20 protein-coding genes are annotated in these 21,406 nt (G+C 62.0%); 12 read left to right on the top strand and 8 right to left on the bottom strand.

The features are described from left to right. Positions 1-26: 26 nt before the first annotated feature. Positions 27-1,391 (top strand): 4-aminobutyrate--2-oxoglutarate transaminase, encoded by a 1,365-nt coding sequence (gabT, locus tag R4P64_RS12665; protein WP_033236294.1) that lies wholly within the window; start codon positions 27-29, stop codon positions 1,389-1,391. A gap of 1 nt (position 1,392) precedes the next feature. Next, the gene (locus R4P64_RS12660; RefSeq protein WP_095888132.1) at positions 1,393-2,838 is read left to right on the top strand and encodes an NAD-dependent succinate-semialdehyde dehydrogenase; all 1,446 of its coding nucleotides are present in this window, start codon (positions 1,393-1,395) and stop codon (positions 2,836-2,838) included. A 60-nt stretch (positions 2,839-2,898) separates the two neighbouring features. Here R4P64_RS12660 and dszD read toward each other — a convergent pair whose 3' ends face one another. From dszD to R4P64_RS12645, 3 genes are all read right to left on the bottom strand, one after another. Beyond that, positions 2,899-3,468: an NADH:FMN oxidoreductase DszD gene (dszD, locus tag R4P64_RS12655; RefSeq protein ID WP_033236296.1), complete on the bottom strand. Its 570-nt coding sequence runs from the start codon at positions 3,466-3,468 to the stop codon at positions 2,899-2,901. Positions 3,469-3,529: 61 nt separating this feature from the next. Further along, on the bottom strand, positions 3,530-4,003 hold the full coding sequence (locus R4P64_RS12650) for a YbaK/EbsC family protein (protein WP_033236297.1): 474 nt from the start codon (positions 4,001-4,003) through the stop codon (positions 3,530-3,532). A 16-nt stretch (positions 4,004-4,019) separates the two neighbouring features. Continuing rightward, complete coding sequence (locus R4P64_RS12645; RefSeq protein WP_172935955.1) at positions 4,020-5,123, bottom strand: hypothetical protein; 1,104 nt, start codon at positions 5,121-5,123, stop codon at positions 4,020-4,022. A gap of 68 nt (positions 5,124-5,191) precedes the next feature. Here R4P64_RS12645 and R4P64_RS12640 point away from each other — a divergent pair, with 68 nt between their 5' ends. Then, on the top strand, positions 5,192-5,833 hold the full coding sequence (locus tag R4P64_RS12640; protein WP_045068267.1) for a TetR/AcrR family transcriptional regulator: 642 nt from the start codon (positions 5,192-5,194) through the stop codon (positions 5,831-5,833). A gap of 180 nt (positions 5,834-6,013) precedes the next feature. Here the strand turns inward: R4P64_RS12640 and R4P64_RS12635 are convergent, their stop codons facing one another. Together R4P64_RS12635 and R4P64_RS12630 are read right to left on the bottom strand one after the other, a co-directional pair. Further along, complete coding sequence (locus R4P64_RS12635) at positions 6,014-7,135, bottom strand: DUF475 domain-containing protein (RefSeq protein ID WP_095888135.1); 1,122 nt, start codon at positions 7,133-7,135, stop codon at positions 6,014-6,016. Between the two features lie 139 nt (positions 7,136-7,274). Then, positions 7,275-7,850, bottom strand: a complete 576-nt coding sequence (locus tag R4P64_RS12630; RefSeq protein ID WP_033236300.1) for a TerD family protein — start codon at positions 7,848-7,850, stop codon at positions 7,275-7,277. A 243-nt stretch (positions 7,851-8,093) separates the two neighbouring features. On the opposite strand from R4P64_RS12630, the gene R4P64_RS12625 reads away from it, so the two are divergent. The 8 genes from R4P64_RS12625 (at position 8,094) to R4P64_RS12590 (ending at position 17,699) form a co-directional block, all read left to right on the top strand. Next, on the top strand, positions 8,094-9,239 hold the full coding sequence (locus R4P64_RS12625; RefSeq protein WP_033236375.1) for a hypothetical protein: 1,146 nt from the start codon (positions 8,094-8,096) through the stop codon (positions 9,237-9,239). 112 nt (positions 9,240-9,351) lie between these two features. Continuing rightward, the gene (locus R4P64_RS12620; RefSeq protein WP_141486596.1) at positions 9,352-10,509 is read left to right on the top strand and encodes an HpcH/HpaI aldolase/citrate lyase family protein; all 1,158 of its coding nucleotides are present in this window, start codon (positions 9,352-9,354) and stop codon (positions 10,507-10,509) included. Further along, a complete protein-coding gene (locus tag R4P64_RS12615) occupies positions 10,506-11,789 on the top strand; it encodes a phosphoribosyltransferase family protein (RefSeq protein ID WP_317821042.1) in 1,284 nt (427 codons plus the stop codon). Before R4P64_RS12620 ends, R4P64_RS12615 begins: the two co-directional genes overlap by 4 nt. Continuing rightward, entirely contained in the window at positions 11,786-12,895 is a 1,110-nt protein-coding gene (locus R4P64_RS12610; RefSeq protein WP_317821041.1) for a cysteine protease StiP family protein, read from the top strand. Before R4P64_RS12615 ends, R4P64_RS12610 begins: the two co-directional genes overlap by 4 nt. Continuing rightward, positions 12,892-13,779 (top strand): haloacid dehalogenase, encoded by an 888-nt coding sequence (locus R4P64_RS12605; RefSeq protein ID WP_033236304.1) that lies wholly within the window; start codon positions 12,892-12,894, stop codon positions 13,777-13,779. Before R4P64_RS12610 ends, R4P64_RS12605 begins: the two co-directional genes overlap by 4 nt. Before the next feature lie 28 nt (positions 13,780-13,807). Further along, positions 13,808-15,163, top strand: a complete 1,356-nt coding sequence (locus tag R4P64_RS12600; protein ID WP_141486593.1) for a TerD family protein — start codon at positions 13,808-13,810, stop codon at positions 15,161-15,163. A gap of 43 nt (positions 15,164-15,206) precedes the next feature. Further along, positions 15,207-16,109: an SGNH/GDSL hydrolase family protein gene (locus R4P64_RS12595; protein ID WP_033236306.1), complete on the top strand. Its 903-nt coding sequence runs from the start codon at positions 15,207-15,209 to the stop codon at positions 16,107-16,109. A gap of 9 nt (positions 16,110-16,118) precedes the next feature. Further along, entirely contained in the window at positions 16,119-17,699 is a 1,581-nt protein-coding gene (locus R4P64_RS12590) for a TerD family protein (RefSeq protein WP_317821040.1), read from the top strand. A gap of 5 nt (positions 17,700-17,704) precedes the next feature. Here R4P64_RS12590 and R4P64_RS12585 read toward each other — a convergent pair whose 3' ends face one another. After that, positions 17,705-17,968, bottom strand: coding sequence for a helix-turn-helix transcriptional regulator (locus R4P64_RS12585; RefSeq protein WP_033236308.1), 264 nt, complete (start codon positions 17,966-17,968; stop codon positions 17,705-17,707). Between the two features lie 159 nt (positions 17,969-18,127). On the opposite strand from R4P64_RS12585, the gene R4P64_RS12580 reads away from it, so the two are divergent. Beyond that, positions 18,128-18,583 (top strand): tellurite resistance TerB family protein, encoded by a 456-nt coding sequence (locus R4P64_RS12580; protein ID WP_033236309.1) that lies wholly within the window; start codon positions 18,128-18,130, stop codon positions 18,581-18,583. A gap of 58 nt (positions 18,584-18,641) precedes the next feature. Here the strand turns inward: R4P64_RS12580 and R4P64_RS12575 are convergent, their stop codons facing one another. Then, positions 18,642-19,163: a 2-oxo-4-hydroxy-4-carboxy-5-ureidoimidazoline decarboxylase gene (locus R4P64_RS12575; protein WP_219110700.1), complete on the bottom strand. Its 522-nt coding sequence runs from the start codon at positions 19,161-19,163 to the stop codon at positions 18,642-18,644. A 150-nt stretch (positions 19,164-19,313) separates the two neighbouring features. Beyond that, complete coding sequence (locus R4P64_RS12570; protein WP_095888140.1) at positions 19,314-21,269, bottom strand: amino acid permease; 1,956 nt, start codon at positions 21,267-21,269, stop codon at positions 19,314-19,316. Positions 21,270-21,406: the final 137 nt, after the last annotated feature.

Genomic DNA, 21,406 nt, shown 5'->3' with positions numbered 1-21,406 from the left:
CAATACACAACCGAGAGGGTGGTCACATGAGTGCAATCGAATACCGGCTTCCGCAGGAACGTCGCATCGTCACGGAGTTCCCGGGCCCGCGCTCGGCTGCGCTCGCAGAGCGTCGTAAGAAGGTTGTCGGCGCAGGCGTCGCGTCCACCCTTCCGGTGTACGTCGCTGACGCAGACGGCGGAGTGATCGTCGATGTCGACGGCAACTCGCTCGTCGATCTCGGTGCCGGTATCGCCGTGACCAGCGTCGGTGCATCCAACCCGGCTGTTGTCGCCGCAGTTCAGGATCAGGTTGCGCACTTCACCCACACCTGTTTCATGGTCGCTCCGTACGAGGGCTACATCGAGGTCGCCGAGCGCCTGGCCGAACTCACCCCCGGTGACCACGAGAAGCGTTCCGTTCTGTTCAACTCCGGCGCCGAAGCCGTCGAGAACGCCGTCAAGATCGCGCGTCACGCAACGGGTCGCGACGCCGTTGTGGTGTTCGATCACGCGTACCACGGCCGCACCAACCTCACGATGGCACTGACGGCAAAGTCCATGCCGTACAAGAGTGGCTTCGGTCCCTTTGCCCCCGAGGTCTACCGCGTTCCGATGTCCTACCCGTACCGCGAGGGCCTGAACGTCGACGGTTCGAAGATCACCGGTGAGCAGGCCGCACAGCGCGCCATCACGATGATCGAGAAGCAGATCGGCGCGTCGAACACGGCAGCCATCCTCATCGAGCCCATCCAGGGTGAGGGCGGATTCATCGTTCCCGCAGAAGGATTCCTCCCGACGCTCGTCGCGTGGGCCAAGGAGAACGGCGTCGTCTTCATCGCCGACGAGGTCCAGGCAGGCTTTGCTCGCACCGGTGCCTGGTTCGCCAGCGACCACGAGGGAATCGTCCCGGACCTGGTCACGCTTGCCAAGGGCATCGCCGGCGGTATGCCGCTCGCAGCTGTCACAGGCCGCGCCGACCTGATCGACGCAGTCCACCCGGGCGGCCTCGGCGGCACGTACGGCGGTAACCCCGTCGCCTGCGCCGCGGCGCTGGCATCCATCGACCAGATGCACGAGCTGGACCTCTGTGGTCGCGCCCGCACCATCGAGACCACCGTCGTCGGCCGAATGAACGCGCTGGCAAAGGAACTCGACGTCATCGGCGACGTTCGTGGACGCGGCGCCATGCTCGCCATCGAGCTGGTCAAGCCCGGCGGACAGGAGCCGGATGCCGACATCACGAAGGCCATCGCAGCTGCGTGCCTCGCGGCAGGCGTTGTGATCCTCACGTGCGGCACTTACGGTAACGTCATTCGTCTACTCCCTCCGTTGGTCATTTCCGAAGAGCTGCTCGACGACGCCCTGACCGTCCTCGAGTCTGCTATTCGCACTGCAGCACAGGAGAACTGACATGTCGAACGTCTCGGAACTTCTCGATTCCGTACCCCAAGGTCTCTGGCTGGGCGGCAAGCTCACGCCGGCCGAGAAGACCTTTGCGGTCTACAACCCGGCAACCGGCGAAGAGTTGGCTCAGGTAGCCGACGCCACTGCAGCTGACGGTATCCGTGCGCTCGATCTCGCTGCTGCGGCACAAGATGATTGGGCCGCGACGCCCGCTCGGACCCGTGGCGAGATCTTGCGTCGCGCGTTCGAGTTGTTGCACGCCCGCGCCGAGGACTTCGCGCTGATGATGACCCTGGAAATGGGTAAGTCGTTGGCCGAGAGTCGCGGTGAGGTCAACTACGGCGGCGAGTTCCTGCGTTGGTTCAGTGAGGAAGCCGTCCGCATCGGTGGACGTTTCACACAGGCTCCGGCCGGTAACGGTCGCATCCTTGTCACCAAGGAAGCCGTCGGACCGGTTCTTGCGATCACGCCGTGGAATTTCCCGTTGGCCATGGGAACCCGAAAGATCGGACCGGCACTTGCGGCCGGCTGCACCATCATCGTCAAGCCGGCCGAGGACACTCCGCTCACCATGCAGCTTCTCGGCCAGGTATTTGCCGACGCCGGCCTGCCTGACGGTGTGCTCTCGATCCTCCCGACCTCCGACGCCGCAGCTATCAGCGGACCGCTGATGGAAGACGCACGTCTGCGCAAGGTTACGTTCACCGGTTCCACCGGCGTCGGAAAGCTGTTGGTGCGCAATGCCGCTGACAAGCTTCTCCGCACGTCCATGGAACTGGGTGGCAACGCGCCGTTCATCGTCTTCGACGATGCCGACATCGATGCAGCTGTCGACGGTGCGATGCTTGCGAAGATGCGTAATGGCGGCGAGGCATGCACCGCAGCTAACCGCATTTACGTTGCCAACTCGGTGCGCGAAGAATTCACCGACAAGTTCACCGCCAAGGTTGCGGCCTTGAAGGTGGGTGCAGGTGACGCCGAGGGCACCAACATCGGCCCGCTGATCAACACCAAGCAACTCGCCACCGTCACCGGACTCGTCGACGACGCCGTGTCCAAGGGTGCTCGCGTGCGCACCGGTGGATCGGCGCCCGAAGGCCCGGGGTTCTTCTTCACCCCGACCGTTCTCGACCAGGTGCCCGCCGACGCGCGCCTGCTGAAGGAAGAAATCTTCGGACCTGTTGCAGCCGTAGTAGGTTTCGACACCGAAGACGAAGCCATCGCCGCAGCGAACAACACCGAGTTCGGGCTTGTGGCGTACTTCTACACCCGCGACATCGATCGCGCGATGCGCGTCTCGGCGAAGCTGGACACCGGCATGGTCGGCGTCAACCGCGGCGCGATCTCCGATGCCGCAGCACCGTTCGGTGGTGTCAAGGAATCGGGCTTCGGTCGCGAAGGCGGAACCGAAGGTATCGACGAGTACCTCGATACCAAGTACGTAGCGCTGTAAGTTCTTTCGCGAACAATGAAGGCCTCGCCGGATTCCCAGCGAGGCCTTCGTTGTTCGCGGTTATTGTCCCAGTGGAGTGGGGCGGTAGTACTTGCCCTCGTGATAAAGAAGCGGCGCCGCAGCGGAATCATCGTCTTCGTCGGCGTGAACTCGGGTGACAAGCCCGACAACAAGGGTGTGGTCGCCCACCGGAATCAACTGATCGACCGTGACGCGCATCCAACTGGGCGTGCCGTGCAGAACCGGCTCTCCGGTATCGAGGACAGCCCAGAGTGATTGATCGGCAAAACGCTGATCGGCGCTGCGCGCAAAGCGCTGGGCCAAATGCTGTTGGTGTTCACCGAGAAGATGAATCACCAAGGACTTTGCGGCCTTGAGGGCGGTGATGCTCGACGACGTCTCCGCGATGTTGAACGACACGAGCGGCGGCTCGAGCGAGAGCGACGAGAACGAGGTCGCCGTGAACCCTACCGGTCCGGTGCCGGAGTCGAGGGTGACAACAGTGACTCCCGCGGGGTGACGGCCCAGTGCGGCCCGGTAGTCGGCGGCGCAGATGCCGGTGGACAACTCGGGCGCGGTGGTCGCGTCGGGTGTGGTTGGGTTGGAAATATCGTTCGGCGTGTCAGTCAACGGGGCTCTCCGGTGGGAAATTTGGTCTTTCGACCCACTATAAGCGCGCGTCTGACCGTCCTTAGTCCATATCCACGGCAAGGCCGGCCGTGATGCGCAGCAGTTCCGGATACGTCGTGCGGAAGACTGTGTTCGGATGGCCCGCCGCGGCCCACAGGATCGGATACTGCTCGAGCGCGGTGTCGACGTACGTCGGCAGGTTGGTGGGGTGCCCGAGCGGCGCTACTCCGCCGATGGGTTGACCCGTTGCGGCCTTGGCCATCTCCAGAGGAGCGCGGGTCAGTTTGCCTTCGAGGCGCTCACCCGTTGCCTGCAGATTCACCTGGTGCGCGCCTGAGACCAGCAACAACACTGGATCGTCGTCGAGTAGGAAGACAAGTGACTTGGTGATCGCGCCTACCTCCACCCCGACAGCTGCCGCTGCTTCTTCGGCAGTGTGCGTCGCGTCGGCTTGCGTGACGATGACGCCGTGATGACCGCGAGCGATCAGGGTTTCGGCGACGTGCGAGGCGTTGGGGTGGAGGAGGCTCGTCATGAATTCAAGAGTAGGACTAGTCGGCGATTGTCACAGCCGGAGTTGGCACTGTGTCGGCGGACTTTCGGTTCTTCCTGATTGTAAATCCGAACAACATGGCGGCGCCGACCACGGCGTACAGGAAAAGCGTCAGCACGGGCTGGCCGACTCCGACGTTGCCGAAGTACACGATGCTTCGAACACCCTCGGTGCCGGCGCCCGGAGTGATCCACCGGCCGATCGCGGCATAGAACGACGGGAGCACATTCGAGCCGAAAGCGCCTCCGGCACTGGGATTGCCGAGGATGACAAACACTGCGATCGCCAACGGGACGGCGAGAACGCCGATTGCCGCGCGGAGTCCGACCGTGAACATTGCCGTACCGAACACGACGGCACTTCCCAGCAGTGAGAGCGGGAGCCAGTGCCCGGCAAAGGTCCCGAGAACATGCGACGTGATGAGTGCGCCAAACGCCCCGGAAATCACCGAGTACACGGCGATCACACCGGTATGCGCAGCTGCCTGGCGAAGCGTCTTCGGTGCACCGATGAACAGGCCGATTGCTGCGGCAAAGAGGTAGCCGCCCACAACCCAGCCGATCGAGAGGTAGAAGCCGGACAGGCCGCGGTTGTCGTGAGCGCCCACCGGGATCTCGTCGCGCACCACGAACTCGCGGTTCTGGCTGCTCTCGACCTGGGCAAAGATCGATTCGAGTGACGTTGCAATGGAGCTACCGCCCGCGCTGGCGGTGATCAGGGTGTCGGCTCCCGCCGGATTGATGACAAACGCACCCTGGATTTCGCGATCGTGGAGCATCCGACGCGCTGCGGCGGTGTTGTCGCCAACGCGCGCGTCGAGCGGGCTGCCGTCGATGGCGTTGAGCTTGTCGGCGACCTGCTGATCCATGCCGGCCGGTGTGCCCTGATCTGCGATGACCACAATCTCGATGTCACGTGGCGTCGGCTGATGGAACGCGGCGACATAGCTGAGGATGAAGCCCATCTGGAGCAGGATCATGCCGACGAACAGCGCGACCATGACTTTCGGGGCGCCGTATTTGGCCAGCAAGTTGTCGCTGGGGTGTTCGTGCTGCGGCGTGGGTGTTTCCGGTGCGGCGTGTGCCGGATGCGTTGTGGTCACGATGAGTCCTGATCTTGTCGAAAGTAAAGAGCTTGTCAATACCCTAGGTATTGAATACTCTAGGTATCGTGACTGAATCCCGTCAACCGGACTTCGTACCGGTAACCCGCCCCGGACGCGACGTTGTGCGGCAAAGACTGCTCGACGCTGCGGCGGAAGAATTTGGGGAGCAAGGATTCAGTGCTGCACGTCTCACCGAAGTGGCCCGCCGAGCGGGCTTCACGAAGGGCGCCGTCTACTCCAACTTCGAGTCCAAGCAAGACCTGTTTGCCGAACTATTTGCGCAACGGTCACTCGAACTTGCCGGGAGGGTGCTCGCCGAGATCGCGGGCATGAGCCCCACCGATGCCGCCGGCAAAAGCGGCGAGGCAATCGCGTCGTGGATGGCGGGCAACCCCGGGTGGTTGCTGCTCGTCCTCGAATTCGGGGTCCTCGCCGGACGTGACCCCCAGATCGCCCAGGCGTACCTCCGAGAGCGTCGGCACCTACGTAGTCAACTGGTGGAATTGATCGGAGCGCGAGCCCGGGAATGGGGCGTCGAGGATGCCTTCGATGTGCGGACTACCGCAATCTCCTTGATGGCCTTGATATCCGGATTGGTTCTCGAACACTCCGTGGACCCGGAAGAAGTCGATCAACAAGCAATGGGCGCCGCAGTGACCGCTCTATTTGCAGGCGCAGTCGCGCGGGCCGGTTTGCCTACCAGCTAACGAATTGGCGTCTGGGTGGCGTCGCAGTCGCGGATATTCGGTGCCGCGCGCCAATTGTGTGCCCGCAGGGACAACTAGCCGCGCGGCTGAACATTAGCCGCGCGGCAACCGCATCAATTCCGACATAGCAAACAAAACGCCCGCGACCGGAATCGGCCGCGGGCGTTCGAGCAAAGAAACTCAGACTGTTGCTGGAGTGTTCTCGTCGAGTTTCGGATCTTCGTTCGCGATCCGCTTGTTTCGGATAACGCTGCTGATAAAGGCCGCGCCGATCAAGAAGACACCAACAAGGCCGGTGATGATCTCGTTGATGTGAACACCGATGGACACCATCAGGATGACGGCCAGAGCGCCGATGGCCCAGTGAGCGCCGTGCTCGAGGTAGACGTAATCGGACAGCGTGCCCTTGCGGACGAGGAAGACGGTGATGGAGCGGACGAACATCGCGCCGACAAAGCCGAGGCCGAGAGCGATGATGATCGGGTCCGAGGTGATCGCAAATGCGCCGATGACGCCGTCGAAGGAGAAGGACGCGTCGAGGACCTCGAGGTACAGGAACAGGAAGAATCCGGCCTTACCTGTTGCCTTGGCCAGCTCGGTGGGTCCGCCTGACTTGACGGTCTCTTCGTCTTCGTCCTCTTCGGGAAGGTTGAATAGTTCACCCAACCCGTTGACGGCGATGTACGTGATCATGCCGAGCACGCCGGAGATCATGACCGTCGTGACCTTGTCGTCTGCAGCGAGGAAGGAACCTGCCAGAACCAGTGTGAGGCCGGCGACGACAACTGCGAGCTGATCCAGCTTGCCGATCCGCGCAAGGGGCTTCTCGAGCCAGGACAGCCAGGTGATCTCACGCTCTTCGAAGATGAAGCCGAGGAACAGCATCAGCAGGAACATGCCACCGAAGGCGGCGATGGTCGGGTGAGCGTCGGTGATCAGTGTTTCGTAGCTCGGATCGCCGTTGGGGAAGTAGGCGGCGTCGTCGGCCGGCGGGTTCAGCGCGAGGTCGAGTGCCGCGATCGGACCCAGGCCCGATGCCGCCCACACGATGACAAGCGGGAACACCAGACGCATACCGAACACCGCGATGACGATGCCGACGGTGAGGAAGATCTTCTGCCAGAAATCACTCATTCTTCGCAGAACGGTGGCATTGATGACGGCGTTGTCGAAGGAAAGCGAAATTTCCAGAATTGACAGGATGACAACGAGGAACAGAGCCTCGGGTCCGCCGTAGATGAACGCGACGATCATCGCGATGATCGAAATGCCGATCGATAAACCGAATATTCGCAGTACCACGGAGCGTGGCCCTTTCTAGTTGGTCAGTGCGCAGTGGTTACTGCAGCGGTTATCTCACCGCAATCGATACGAAGCCGGGGAGAGTTCCACAGCGTACTGCGGAACTCTCCCTTTGGTCAGCTCGACGGTAGGTCGACTATCAGACGTTGACGCCGTAGTCGCGTGCGATGCCCGCGAGGCCCGAGGCGTAGCCCTGGCCGATAGCGCGGAACTTCCACTCTGCGCCGTTGCGGTACAGCTCGCCGAAGACCATGGCGGTCTCGGTGGAGGCATCCTCGGACAGGTCGTAGCGGGCAAGTTCGTTGCCGTTGGACTTGTCGACAACGCGGATGTACGCGTTGCGGACCTGTCCGAAGGACTGCGAGCGTGCTTCTGCGTCGTAGATCGAGACGGGGAAGACGACGCTCTCGATGTTGGCCGGAACAGCGGCGAGGTTCACGTCGATCTGCTCGTCGTCGCCTTCGCCTTCACCGTCGGTGTTGTCACCCTTGTGCTCGATCGAGCCGTCGGGCGAACGCAGGTTGTTGAAGAAGATGAAGTGCTGGTCGGAGACGACCTTCTTGTCTGCACCTGCGCCGATTGCGCTGGCGTCGAGGTCGAAGGCTGCGCCGGTGGTGGAACGTGCGTCCCAGCCCAGGCCGACAACCACTGCGGTCAGGTTCGGGGCCTCCTTCGTGAGAGAGACATTGCCGCCTTTGGTCAAGCTGACGCCCATTCAGGGGTCCTTTCAAGAGAAGAGACATGGCCCGCGACGACGATTGGCCGTCTTGGGAATGTGTTTACCTCCTCCACCCTAACGGCACTTCGGGTGTGGCTGCGGTAACAGTGGAAATCGAAACGGAAGCGCAAGCAGTCGGCCCCGTAGGATTCAATCGTGGTAGGCAGATGGTCGGAGCGCTTCAATCGGGGGGTGAGCGTGGAGGAGTCGATCAGTCGTGCGCGGGAGGCGCAGACTGCGATGGTCTCGGCGTTTCTCGACATGGACAAGCGTCAGACGATTGCTTCCGCTGCTGTCAAAGCGTCGACCGAGCTCTTCCCCGAGCGTGGTCTGGGCGAGGCCTGGAAACCGGTGAGGGACAAGTGCTACGTGGCGGTGTCGAACTACCTGTCCACGAGCGAGCAGTACGGGAACGACCAAGCTCTCCATCGTGATGCGCGCACTGCCACTGCGGCCTTCGAGAAGTCGGTGGCCGAACTGGTATCCGCTGCTCAAAGCATTGATGCTTTCTACAACGGCAATCGAAGCCACCTCGAGCAGGCCACGGCGACGATGTCCACGATTCCGGTTCTCGGTCAGCAGGCGCGCACGGCTGCCGAGGCCGCTCGCCGCGCGTTGAGTGATACCGATCGGCGCTATTGCGAGTACCCGTCGGTAGTTGCGTCGTCGGAGCATCTGGACGCGTCCGTTGCCGCGCTCGCTCGGGCGGAACACGGTGAGCGGGCAGACGAAATCCGGGTCGAAGCCGAGCGGGTCAACGCCGCGGCAGCAGCACTCACGGAAGCATTGGCCCAGGCACCGTCCACACAGCGACATGCGCAGACGACGGTGTCGGCCGTGTCGACGAGGCTGGCTGCGGTGCGAACGCGGGTGGACCGCCTCGACCCTGCGTATTCGGCATTGCTCCGGGAGTTCAATGCCGCGAGTTCAGCAGATCTGGTCAACAACAGCAGTCGGAGTCGTGAACATATCGATAACGCCGCTGCCGATTTGAACGAGGCAATGCAGGCTTTGGATGTGGGCAATCCGGAACATGCGTTGGCGTTGATGGCAGATGCGCGGCTTCATCTTGCCGAGGCGGAAGCCTGCGTCGATGCTGTGACGGATCGTTTGACAACACTTCGGGCAGTTCGGGCAGATCCGACAGAAAAAGAGCGTCAGGTCCGTTTTCGTTTGAAAGACGCGCAGATGTTTGCCGTCAATCACGGTTTGGTGGCGGAATGGGGGTCCGTGCTCGATGCGCAGTTGGCGCGGATCGAACGGGCGGCTGCGTCACTGACGGGAACTCATCCGGACTACTGGTCGTATGTCATGCAGTTGGATTCGGTTTCGGCGTTCATCGCCGAAGTCGTCGAAAAGATGCGAACGCAAGCAGGAAGACGCTGACCAAGAACTGAATATGCAGGTCGGGGCCGATCGGGGGATCGGGATGGACACCCGAAAAATCAAGTGGGGGGCATGAAACGTGGAATTGCCATCGGTCATAGAGAGAAGAGACATGCAGCACTTTCAACACCTCGAGGATGATGTGCGGGAGCAATTGTTCCTGCATGCTCCCCGGACCTTCAGCGACTCCGACGAGCGAGACCTGCTGGCGATCGCTTTGGGCGCGACTCTCTACGTTCCCGCCACGCGGGCAGGGTTGGCCGAGATCGTGGAGAAGCGCGCTGGCGAAGGTGTCAGTTCGATGGTTCTCGATCTCGAGGACGCCGTCGCGGACGACGAGGTGGAAACTGCGCGGGCCAATGCCGTGGCCGCGCTCGACAAGATCGCGGCAACGGATGCGGTCGGCATGTTGCTCTTCGTCCGGGTCCGTGAAGTGTCCGACATCGCGGACATCGCACAATCGCTGACGATTGGGCGCGCTGCGCTGACCGGATTTGTCATCCCGAAATTCGGGAGTGAATCCGGCGAGTCATTCCTCGATGCCATCGCTGACGCGTCCGAAGCGCTCGGAAAGCATCTGTACGCCATGCCCGTACTCGAATCGCCGGAACTGGTACACCGTGATACCCGCGATCATGAATTGCGCAGTGTCCAGGAACTTCTTACTCGTCATCGGGATCGCATTCTCGCGGTTCGCATCGGTGCCACCGACATGTGCAGCACGTTCGGTATCCGCCGTGACCGCGACTTGACGATCTACGACGTACGTGTAGTTGTCGATGTCATCGCCGACATCGTCAATTACCTTGGCCGAGCCGATGGTTCGGGTTTTGTCATCACCGGGCCGGTGTGGGAGTACTTCGCGGACCACGAGCGTATGTTCCGCCCGATGCTGCGTGCGACGCCGTTCGAGGAGCACGACGCGGTGCGGTTCCGGCAGCACTTGGTGAGCCGCGACCTGGACGGTTTGTTGCGGGAAATCGCTTTGGATCGGGCCAACGGCATTCAAGGTAAGACGGTTATCCACCCGTCGCACGTTGCCGCGGTCAATGCATTGTCCGCAGTCACGCATGAGGAGTACCACGACGCTCTCGACATTCTGGGCGTCGAGGTGGGTGGGGTGCAGGCGTCCGGCTATCGGAACAAGATGAACGAGATGAAGCCGCATCGCAACTGGGCTAGGCAGACGGCTTTGCGCGCACGTGTTTTCGGCGTGACCAACAAGGGGATCACGTTTGTCGAACTGCTGACGGCGTTGGTCGATCGATGACCAGCAGCGTGGGATCGGTTCCCTGGGCCACAGAAGAATTCGGATTGGATCTTGTACACGGCGACTCCGCTGTCGGACGGACGGTGCCGGAGTTGGTGATTCCCGGACTGCGTCGCAATCCGCGCCGCGCGCACCTGTTGGTATCGACGGTACTCGGCAAGCACATCCCGACGCCGCCATCGGTCGTCATCGGGGCCGCCGACGATCTGGGTGATCTGGTGCGCGAGCGCCTGGGCGTCGGCGTTGACGTTGTTGTGCTCGGATTTGCCGAAACTGCAACAGGTTTGGGCCATTGTGTTGCAGCCCGCCTGCATGCTCACTGCTACTTGCATTCGACGCGCCGCGACGTACCAGGGGCTACTACGTTGGCCGGGTTCGAGGAGGGGCACTCGCATGCGACAAGTCACCTGATGCAACCGACGTCGGCGGAACTGTTCGAGAACAATTTGCCCCTGGTGTTGGTAGACGACGAAATATCTACCGGTGCAACAGCTATCGATGCCATTCGCGCACTGCACGGCCAGTGCCCGCGCGAGCGGTACGTCGTGGCCTCGCTGGTGGACATGAGAACCGACGAGCATCGCGCGGCCAGTGAGGATGCCGCGGCAGAATTGGGAGTGGCTATCGATTACGTCAGTCTCGCATCGGGTTCCACTGTTCTGCCGCTCGGTCTGACGGAACGAGTGACGGCGCTGGATGCTCCCACTCTCAATATTGCCGGTACCGATCGCGGTTCGGTCACCAGAGTGGACATTCCGTGGCCGGCGGCAGTGCCGGACGGAGGCCGTCACGGATTCCTCGACGCGGATTCGGCAGGTTTCGACAGCGCGGTCGAAGCCGCTGTCAGGGTTCTGGATTCGACGGTGGCGCCAGACCGTGCACTGATCGTGGTCGGTCACGAAGAGTTGATGTATCTCCCTCTTCGCATTGCGAGCGGTCTCGAACGCGGCGGCCGCCAGGTGCGGTACCAGACGACCACGCGGTCTCCGGCATACGTCATGGACCATGTTGGCTACCCGCTGCGTCGTGGATTCACCTTTGTCGCACCGGAATCCGGCGAGAACGAGCCGCGCTTTCTGTACAACGCGCAGTGGCCGGACGAGGCCGTCGACGCACTTGTCGTGCTGATCGTGGACGAACCTGCCGACACCGATCGCCTGATGGCGTCCGGCGGTGTCGTGGAGGCACTGAGAAATGCCGGGACCGATGTTGTCGTGGCAACGGTGCGCGGCGCGGACCCGTCGATGTTGCGGGATTCGAGAGAAGGTGAAGGCCGATGACGACGCCTCTGGTCGGACCGGAGTTCGGTTCGTATGCACCCGACGAAGTGACGTGGTTGCTCAAGGATCTGTCTCACGTGGACCTCGAAGCGGATGTTGCGCTGCGGGAGAAACGTATTCAGTCGGGTGAAGCACATTATGCCGAATCCCTTCCCATCGAGTACCAGCCCGATGCCGCGTATCGCGAACTGTTCGAAACCGTGTTGTCGGAGAGTGCGCCCAGGTTGGCGCGTGCGGTCGGAACGGTTACAGACCTGGTGCTGGCCGAGCGCGGCTCCGACGTCGTATTGGTGTCCCTCGCCCGTGCGGGTACTCCGGTCGGAATTTTGATGCGTCGGTGGGCGCAGCACGTTCACGGATTGACCTTGCCGCACTACGCCGTGTCCATCGTGCGGGGTAAAGGCATCGATTCTGTCGCGCTCGATTATCTTGCGCGCCATCATGATGCGTCGAACATCGTCTTTGTCGACGGCTGGACGGGCAAGGGTGCTATTGCCCGGGAACTCGAGGCCGCTCTCGCCGAATATCATGCGGCGGGCGGCGCCGAATTCAATCCGGACCTCGCTGTTCTCGCGGATCCCGGATACTGCGTTCGGACCTACGGCACCCGAGACGATTTCCTGATCGCGTCGGCGTGCCTCAATTCGACTGTGTCCGGTCTGGTCTCACGGACGGTTCTCAACGACACCCTCATCGGACCCGGGGACTTTCACGGCGCGAAGTTCTACGCCGATCTGGCCGATGTCGATGTGTCCAACCGTCTACTCGACGTCGTCTCAGCGGAATTCGACAACGTACGGAGCGATGTCGCGGATTCACTTGCCGCTGTGCGCGCTTCGGATCGGACACCGACCTGGGCCGGCTGGGAATCGGTGGAGAAGGTGCAGGCGGAATACGGGATTTCGACCGTGAACTTCGTGAAACCGGGTGTCGGCGAGACCACCCGCGTGCTGCTTCGTCGTCTGCCGTGGAAGGTACTCGTACGTCAGAGGGCCGCGCCCGAACACGCACACATCCGGCTGCTGGCCGAAGCTCGCGGCGTCCCGGTCGAGGAAGTACCCGATCTTGCGTACTCCTGCGTCGGATTGATCAAGGACATCACATGAGTGCGTCACCGGTACTGGTTGCGACCGATCTGGATCGCACGATGATCTATTCGAAAAACGCGATCGGCGGGGATCCCACGGGCACCGATCTGACCTCGGCACAGCACTACGTGTGCGTCGAGTACTACGACGGCGGTCCGCTGTCCCACATGAGCACCGAGACCATCGATCAGCTCCGGGCGCTCAGCGCGGCAACGCCGGTGATTCCCACAACCACCCGGACTATCGCGCAGTTCCAGCGCATCGACCTGCCGGGCGCTCCGTGGAAATACGCGATCACGAGCAACGGCGGCAACATCCTGGTGGACGGAAAGCCCGATCTCCGCTGGCGCAGCGAGATCGACCGATCGACCCGCACTGCCGGGATGGAGCTGGCGCACGTTCACAGTGAACTGGAAACCCGCATCGACGTCAGCTGGGTCAGTTCCATGCGGGTGGCAGACGAGCTGTTCCCGTACTTGGTAGTGGACTTGTCGACCATCCCGGCCGATTTCGAAGCGGACTGGAGTGCCTGGTGCACCTCACGCGGATGGAACGTCTCGCGACAAGGCCGGAAGATCTACACGATGCCGGACGCGGTCTCGAAATCTCGAGCCCTCGCCGAGGTGCGAGCCCGCCTCGTCGACGCGGGCGAACTCACGCCGGACGCCACTGTCCTGTCGGCCGGAGACGGAGCACTCGATGCGGACATGCTCGAATATGCGGACTTCGCGATTCGGCCCCGGCACGGTGAGCTGGAAGAACTCAACTGGCAACGGCCGACCGTTACTGTGACAGAAGGATCCGGTATCGCGGCGAGTGCGGAGATTGTGCGTTGGTTCTCCGCCCATGTTGCTGCGATGACGGTCGGAACACCGCAAGAGTCCGAGCAGCTCTCTAAGTAATGCACGCTCTGAAATGAAGGAGATGTAGTTGTCTGTATCGCTTGCCAAAGGTCAGAACGGTCCGTTGGATGTGCCGGAGGTGATTGTCTCAGTGCAGTTGGCCGCCGCCGCTGACCTCTCCGCACTGCTCGTGGCCGGCAACGGCAAAGTGCGCTCCGACGCGGACTTCGTCTTCTTCAATCAGCCCACCGGGCCAGGCGTGCAGTTGGTTCCCAACCCGGGTGGCATCGCGTCGCTCAAGGTTTCGCTGGCCGGTGTGCCTGCCGACATCGAGCAGGTTCGTGCGGTGATCACTCTCGATGACACTTCCTCGAATTTCGGGCGCACCGCGGCGCCGACGGCTCGGGTATCGGATGCCGCCGGAAACGTGCTGTACGAGTACGTGATCGACGGGCTGTCCAGCGAGTCCATCGTCATCGCGCTCGAGGTGTACCGACGTCAGGGCGCGTGGAAGGTCCGCGCCGTCGGGCAGGGCTATGCCGGTGGATTTGCAGCGTTGGTGACGGATCACGGTGTCTCCGTCGACGACGCACCAGCACCCGCTGCCCAGGCCGCACCCCCGCAACCGGCCTACAGCCCGCCGCCGCAGCAGCAGCCGGTGTACAACCAGCCTCCCCAGCAGCAGCCGGCCTACAACCAGCCGCCGCAGCAGCAGCCGGTGTACAACCAGCCGCCGCAGCAGCAGCCGGTGTACAACCAGCCGCCGCAACAGCAGCCCTCGTACAACGCGCCGCCGGCCCCGCCCGCGCCGCCGGTGTACAACCAACCTCCTGCCGCACCGGCTGAGGTGAGCCTGGTGAAGGGTCGCCCCGTCAGCCTCACCAAGGGGCAGAAGGTCACGCTCCGCAAGGAGGGCGGCGTTGCACTCACTCTGATCCAGATGGGGTTGGGCTGGGACCCGATCAAGAAGAGCGGCATGTTCGGCAGCCGCACGGCCAATGTCGACCTCGATGCGTCGGCGCTCCTGTACGCCGACGGCAATCTGGTCGACGTCTGCTACTACGGACAGCTCACGTCGAAGGACGGGTCGGTGCGTCACATGGGTGACAACCTGACCGGCGACGGTGATGGTGACGACGAAGTGATGACGGTCGATCTCCAACGCGTGCCCGCGCACGTCAACGCGGTGATCTTCACGGTTACGTCGTACCGCGGGCACACTTTCGAGCAGGTGCAGAATGCGTTCTGCCGTTTGGTCGACAGCACCACCAACTCCGAATTGGCTCGGTACACGATGCAGGGCGGTATGGCGTTCACCGGAATGGTGATGGCAAAGGTGTACCGGCAGAACGGTGAATGGAAGCTGCAGGCGATCGGCGAGGGCATCCAGGCAAAGCACGCCGGCGAAGCCGCACCACAGCTGGGCCGTTTCCTGATGGCGTAGTGAGTGAAATTCGGTTGGGGTGTGAAAGGGCTTGGCTCGGTAGATGATTAATCGTGGGATTCGGTTCGGTTCAGTTGCGGCCACCGTGGTGGGACTGGTTCTGACGTTGGCGGGTGCCGGCGCCGCACACGCGTCGGTTCCCGTGGACTCCGGAGAGAACGCAGGCATCAAGTACACCGCTCTCGGAGACTCCCGGGCGTCGGGACCGCGCTTGGAACCGATGTACCCCGACGGGTGCTCGCGGTCGTACGAGAACTTTGCGGGCAAGATATCGCGCGAACTCGGAACCTCGGAGTTCGCGGACGTGTCATGCAGTGCTGCTCGTAGCGAGAACATCATCTCCACACCCCAACTGATTCCGACGCAGTGGCCGGTCCAATTGGATGCAGTACACCCGGACACGAATCTGATCACCCTCTCGGTCGGGGGCAACGACTCGAACACCCTGATCGTGGGGGCACTGTGTGCTGCTCCCGCACCGGGCGTCGATCGCGGATGTCGCAACGATCCGCTCACCGAGTCCCTTGCGCAGTCCGGCATCGATCAGGCTGCCGATTCGCTCGACAAGACTCTGGCTGCGCTGACGCAGCGGGCTCCGCAGGCGCGGATCTACATGGTCGGGGCAGGCGGGATGATCGGTGCCAGGGCGTGCTGGCCCAACGTTCCGTTCTCTGACGGTGACGCGGCGTGGTTCATGAACTACTACGCGCGTTTCAACACACAATTTGCCGCGATCGCCGGCCGGTACGGCGTTCACGTCATCGACATCGCCACGGACGCGGTAGCGGGTGGACACGACGCCTGTGCTGCGCCGGAGCAGCGATGGTTCGAGGGCATGTTCTCGGAGTCGACGGCGCAACGACTGCACTTCACAGCGAGCGGAATGACCGAAGTTGCAGGCCGAATTGTGGCAGATCTGCGAGCGAACCCCATCGGCGTGGCATAGTTCTCGGCTGTGACTGTGGAGTTCGTTCCTGGACAGAATGCGCCGCTGCAAACATCCGTCGTGACGTTTCGTGCGTCCAGCCAGACGCCGTTCGACGTGTCTGCGATGGTGACGGATACGCGCCTGCAGGCCCTGTCGTCCGACGCTTTTGTCTTCTACAACCAGCCGTCGACGGCCGGCGTGCAGCTGACAGGCGACGGCGTCCGGGTCGATCTCGATCGTCTTCACCCCGATGCGGCAGCGGTGCTGTGCATCGTGAGCGTCGATCCGAGTGCCGCCGCAGCCGGGGCCTTTCGGGTTGCCGGTTTGTCTGCGCGGCTGAGCGATGAATCCGGTTCGGTACTCGGCGAATTCGACATTCCCACCGCAGGTTCGGAGACCGCAGTCATCTGCTGGGAGTTGTACCGGCGAAACGGCGCGTGGAAGGTTCGAGCAGTCGGACAAGGCTATGCGGGCGGTTTGGCCGAACTCATCGGCGTTCACGGAGTCGAGGTAGACGACGCACCGGCAAACGCGGGAAGCCCTACTGCGCCGGTGCGCGACGATCAGGTTGTGGAGCCCGTCGAAGAGGGCCGCGCACTCGAACGTATGTGGATGATCTTCGAAGACGCATCGAGGTCGGCGGCGTCGCTGATATCGAGCAGCGAGTACGCGATGACTAGGTTGGACGAGGAACTGTCGGTAGCGGTAGCTGACGCGAGCACCCGCAACTCGCCGGCCGGTATTGCCGCCCGTGAAGCTGCGCAGAACCGTCACGACGAACTGGTGGCGACAGCCCGCGAGAGCCATACGCGAGATTCCGCGCAATTGGCCCATGAGCTGACCGTCGTGGATTCGGTGATTCCGCGGGCGATGGCGTCCTGGGAATCACCGGTATGGGCGGCGGGTTCGGCGAGGGAATCTCTGACGTCGAGTGATGGTGTGCGACTTGGCATGTTGTCCGCACCTGACCGAAGTTCACTGAGTGTGCCCTACTGCATGCCGCTCCCACTGCCACGGCCGATCTGGGTGGACAGCACCTCCGGGGCAGCGGCGGTCGCTGTGGTCAGTGCGTTGACGCTGCGAATCATGGCTGCCGGGCCGATGCCATTGCTTGACGTCGTCGATCTGACCGGGTCGTACACGTTGCTGACGGATCGTTTGTCCGCGCAGTTGGCCGGGCCGGTAATTCGCACGCATCAGGAGATTTCTGCGCGGTTGACGGAGTTGGCCCAAGCTGTGGATTTGGCGGGGCTGGCAAGAAACAGCGGCCAGGAGTTCGCGATGTCTCACGACGCCGGCCCGAGCACTCCACGACTACTGATACTCGGCGACTTCCCGCATGGGTATTCGGCGCAGGACGCCGAGGCGATCATGTTTCTCGCCGAGCACGGACCGATGATCGGATTGTCGATACTGCTTGTCGGAGATGACGAGTCGAGCTCGACCGAGGAGAGCATCGTGGCCTTGGCACATGGGTGCCGCCACGTTCCGGCGGCCGGTGAGATCGACGTCCACGATCCGTGGACGGGCTCGCACTGGGTCTTGGTCCCGGACACCCTCAATCCGGCCACGCAACCGCAACTCTTTGCCGCGTTCGACGAACTCTGACTCGATCAGAGTTCGTCGAGCGTAATAATCCCGTCCTGCAATGCACGTGCAAGCAGGCTCATCTTCGTGGGGGCTCGCCGACCGACGGCCGCGTATTTCCCTCGAATTCGCATCAGATGTGTGTTGATTGTCCCGATCGAGATGAGCAGCTGCGCGGACACGACGGTCTTACTGTCGGATTTGAGCCAGTGCCGGAGCACTTCGATTTCACGGCTGGAGAGACCGGGATCGCGTGGCGGCGCAGCGGGTTGTTCGGGCGACCCGGTCACGGAAGTGCTCCTCGATCTTGACTGATTGCAGGGCCGCAAGCATATAAGAACCTACCGGAAGGTTTTAATTGCAGGGGTGGATGGCAAAATTCGGGGCTCCCAGGCAAAGTGGTTGGTACGACTACGCGCGGTGCGTGGCGGCTCTACCCGAGGAGACTCATGGCATTCTGGGATCAGCTGAAGGCTAAGGCTCAGGAAATGAACAGCCAGCTCAAGACCAAGACGAGCCAGTTCCAGAACAAGGAGTTCAAGAACGCAAGTATGGCGATGTGCGCGTTGATCGCGGCCGCAGACGGCTCGATCGACCCGGCGGAGCGTCAGAAGACGTCGGCATTGATCATGAGCAACGAGTCGCTGGCGGTCTTCCCGCCGGCAGAGCTGAGTCAGCAGTTCGATTGGTACTGCAGCAAGCTGACGTCGGACTTCGAGTTCGGAAAGCTAGAGGCAACCGCGGCAATTTCCAAGCTCAAGTCCAAGCAGGATCAGGCTCGCGCGGTCATTCAGATCGGCATCATCATCGGCGGCGCCGACGGCAACTTCGATCAGCATGAGCGCGCAGTAGTGCGGGACATGTGTTTTGCGGTCGGAATTGCTCCCTCGGAATTCGATCTCTGATAGTTCTCTTGCAGAAAGCGGGTGCGGTGCCACTGGCACCGCACCCGCTTTTGTCTCGTCAGTACTCCGGGTAACCGTCCTCGGGGCCGAGCATGCGCTCGATCCGGGTACATGTGATCTTTGCCAACTCGTCGACGCAGATCTTGCGTTCCACGGATGCCGGATTAGTCAGGCGGACGCGGATGTTCTCGAGGAGATCCTGGGCATCGTGCCCGTGTGAGCACCAGATGTATCGGAACCCGAAGGTCGACTCGTATTCCTCACCGGCTCGGCGGATGGTGGCCATCAGTGACTCGTCGGAATCCCAGATCGCGCATTGTTCGAGGTGGGATGGCACACTTTGGGCGCGGACGCCGACGGGCGGATGGCAGTGCAGGGCATTTTCGACATCTGCGTCGGACAGGTTGAGCAGTGCGTTCTCCGCTCGGGCCAGGATCTCCGCGTAACTGGCAAACGGGCGACCGTCGCTGACCCATCCAGCCCACGTCATCGAGCAACAGCATTCGTACAGCGCATGGATTGCCTTCGGGCGGGGCAGTTCGTTGAAGCGTTCCAACCCGATCGACTGATGTAGCAGCATGTGCCCTCCCGGTCGGTTCCTGAGGCAGTGTTGGGCGTCCTGCCACGGGTTAGCCAGATGTGCGATCACCATCGATGATCCGACCTTTACCTGCGAATGGGAAGGTTTGCCAGCTCGAATTTTCAGGTTCTTAACACGTGGGAAATCCGTTCAACCGACGTGAACATGGGGCCGGCGGGAGCGTCGACGTTCGGCGCGGCGCAGCACTTCGCGGGTTACCGGAGCGGTTTCGCCTTCGCCGATGAACAGGAAACGAAGCAGGTTGGTCAGAGGATTTCCCTCGGACCATTCGAAGTAGACATCCGGGATCACGCCAGTGAGATCGCGAGCCTTCAGGAGAACGGCTGCGATGGTGTTCGGCACTGCCGGACTGTCCACTCGCAGGACGCGGTGTCTGCCGCGGCGTCGGCCGTGGACAACAAGATCAGTGCTGAAATCGGAGGAGTCGGTGACATTGACTTCCATGAAGATGATCGATTCACCTCTGGGGATGTTGCTGTGCACTCGTTGCTGGAGTTCCTTGACTCGGTACTCCTTTTCGCTGAGGTGGGCGGCGTCGTGCGCGACAATTGCGAGATAGCCCCGGTGCGTGGCTTCGTTGATGAATTGCACAGCGGTGTCGTCGAATTCGACGGATTTAGCGCGCAGCTCGAACGCGCGCGTCACCCTCGACAGGAGGGATACGACCATGATTGCAGCGATGAAGAACGATGCAACTTTCACCCCGTCCGGTCGTTCGATGATATTGGCGATGGTTGTGTAGACAAAGAGAGCTGCAACAAAACTGAAGGCTACGAACAGTTTTCGATTTCCACGTCTGCGCACGGACAGGGTGACTGCCACCGCCGCGGAGGAGATGAGAACCAACACGCCGGTTGCGTACGCGGAACTCTGGGCGTCGACGCTTGCATCGAAGTAGAACGTCACGGTGATCGCGATGACGCTGAACACGAGCACGAGTGGGCGGACCGCGCGAGCCCACGACGGGGCCATTCCGTACCGGGGGAGATATCGGGGAACAAGATTGAGGAGACCGGCCATCGCGGAAGCGCCGGCAAACCACAGGATGAGGATCGTGCTGAGGTCGTAGACGGTGCCGAATATCTGCCCGAGATAGTCGTGAGCAAGAAACGCCAAGGCACGCCCATTTGCAGCGCCACCCGGCTGAAACTCGTTCTCCGGGATGAGAATTGTTGTCACCAGGCTCGACGTCAGCAAGAACCCACTCATGATCAAGGCGGCCGCGGTGAGTAGATGTTTAGTGCCGCGGATACGGCCCTCCGGCTGCGCTTCGGTGTCGCGTGGCCCGCCTTCGATCTGCGGCATCACGGCAACACCGGTCTCGAAACCCGAAAGGCCCAGAGCAAGTTTCGGGAATACGATCAGAGCGATCAGGATCATCATCGCGGGATTGCCGTGTTCCGTCGACATGGCTCGGGTCCAATCGGTGACCAATGCGGGCGCGCTCACGATGTGCCACAGGCTCACGCCGATCACCACGAGATTCAGCGTCAGGTACACCGCGACGAGTCCGACCGCGATGCCGATGGCCTCGGTGAAACCGCGAAGGAACACCGCTGACAGCAGTGCCAGGAGAACCAGCGTGATGACAACGGTCTGTCCGGAGAGAAATGTTGGCGCAAAAGGATTTTCGACGAGGTGGGCGGTTGCATCCGCAGCCGAGAGCGTCATCGTGATCATGAAGTCCGTTGCGGCAAATCCCAGTAACACCAAGACGAATATCTTGCCGCGCCACTTCGGAAGCAGTCGTTCGAGCATTGCAATCGAACCTTCGCCGTGCGGACTTTCCCGCGCCACGCGTCGGTAGACGGGTAGTGCGCCGAACAGGGTGAGAAGGATGAGCACAACCGTTGCCAGCGGGGCCAAGGTGCCGGCTGCGAGGGCGGCGATCCCAGGTTGGTACCCGAGCGTGGAGAAGTAATCGACCCCGGTCAGGCACATGACTTTCCACCACGGGTGGCGATGTTCCTGCTTTGACGTGATGCGGTGTGGACCCAGGTGTCCGCCGGGTTCTTCGGTGATGTCTGAGAGCATCCACGACCTCAGCCGACGTCTAGGAGTGTTCGGTTCGGCGGTCGTCGCCATAGTGATCGCTCCTCGTGCGCAGGCTCGATCAACCGGGTACCCGTTTTCCGGTTCTCAGCATTTCCGGTTCTCAGCGGATTCGCAGGAATCTCGAGCTGAATTCTTCGGGAAGCGGGTCTACATTGAAGTAGTCGAAC

The sequence above is a fragment of the Rhodococcus sp. IEGM 1366 genome, from assembly GCF_033142425.1.
Classification (GTDB): Bacteria; Actinomycetota; Actinomycetes; order Mycobacteriales; family Mycobacteriaceae; genus Rhodococcus_F; species Rhodococcus_F globerula.
This window is presented reverse-complemented; position numbering and strand designations above follow the sequence as displayed.

Coding starts and splice junctions, on each gene's coding strand:
- R4P64_RS12610 (WP_317821041.1), top strand. CDS start 11,786: ATGACGACGCCTCTGGTCGGACCGGAGTTCGGTTCGTATGCACCCGAC.
- R4P64_RS12615 (WP_317821042.1), top strand. CDS start 10,506: ATGACCAGCAGCGTGGGATCGGTTCCCTGGGCCACAGAAGAATTCGGA.
- R4P64_RS12605 (WP_033236304.1), top strand. CDS start 12,892: ATGAGTGCGTCACCGGTACTGGTTGCGACCGATCTGGATCGCACGATG.
- R4P64_RS12575 (WP_219110700.1), bottom strand. CDS start 19,163: ATGCTGCTACATCAGTCGATCGGGTTGGAACGCTTCAACGAACTGCCC.
- R4P64_RS12595 (WP_033236306.1), top strand. CDS start 15,207: ATGATTAATCGTGGGATTCGGTTCGGTTCAGTTGCGGCCACCGTGGTG.
- R4P64_RS12650 (WP_033236297.1), bottom strand. CDS start 4,003: ATGACGAGCCTCCTCCACCCCAACGCCTCGCACGTCGCCGAAACCCTG.
- R4P64_RS12625 (WP_033236375.1), top strand. CDS start 8,094: ATGGTCTCGGCGTTTCTCGACATGGACAAGCGTCAGACGATTGCTTCC.
- R4P64_RS12620 (WP_141486596.1), top strand. CDS start 9,352: ATGCAGCACTTTCAACACCTCGAGGATGATGTGCGGGAGCAATTGTTC.
- R4P64_RS12630 (WP_033236300.1), bottom strand. CDS start 7,850: ATGGGCGTCAGCTTGACCAAAGGCGGCAATGTCTCTCTCACGAAGGAG.
- gabT (WP_033236294.1), top strand. CDS start 27: ATGAGTGCAATCGAATACCGGCTTCCGCAGGAACGTCGCATCGTCACG.
- R4P64_RS12660 (WP_095888132.1), top strand. CDS start 1,393: ATGTCGAACGTCTCGGAACTTCTCGATTCCGTACCCCAAGGTCTCTGG.
- R4P64_RS12580 (WP_033236309.1), top strand. CDS start 18,128: ATGGCATTCTGGGATCAGCTGAAGGCTAAGGCTCAGGAAATGAACAGC.
- R4P64_RS12570 (WP_095888140.1), bottom strand. CDS start 21,269: ATGGCGACGACCGCCGAACCGAACACTCCTAGACGTCGGCTGAGGTCG.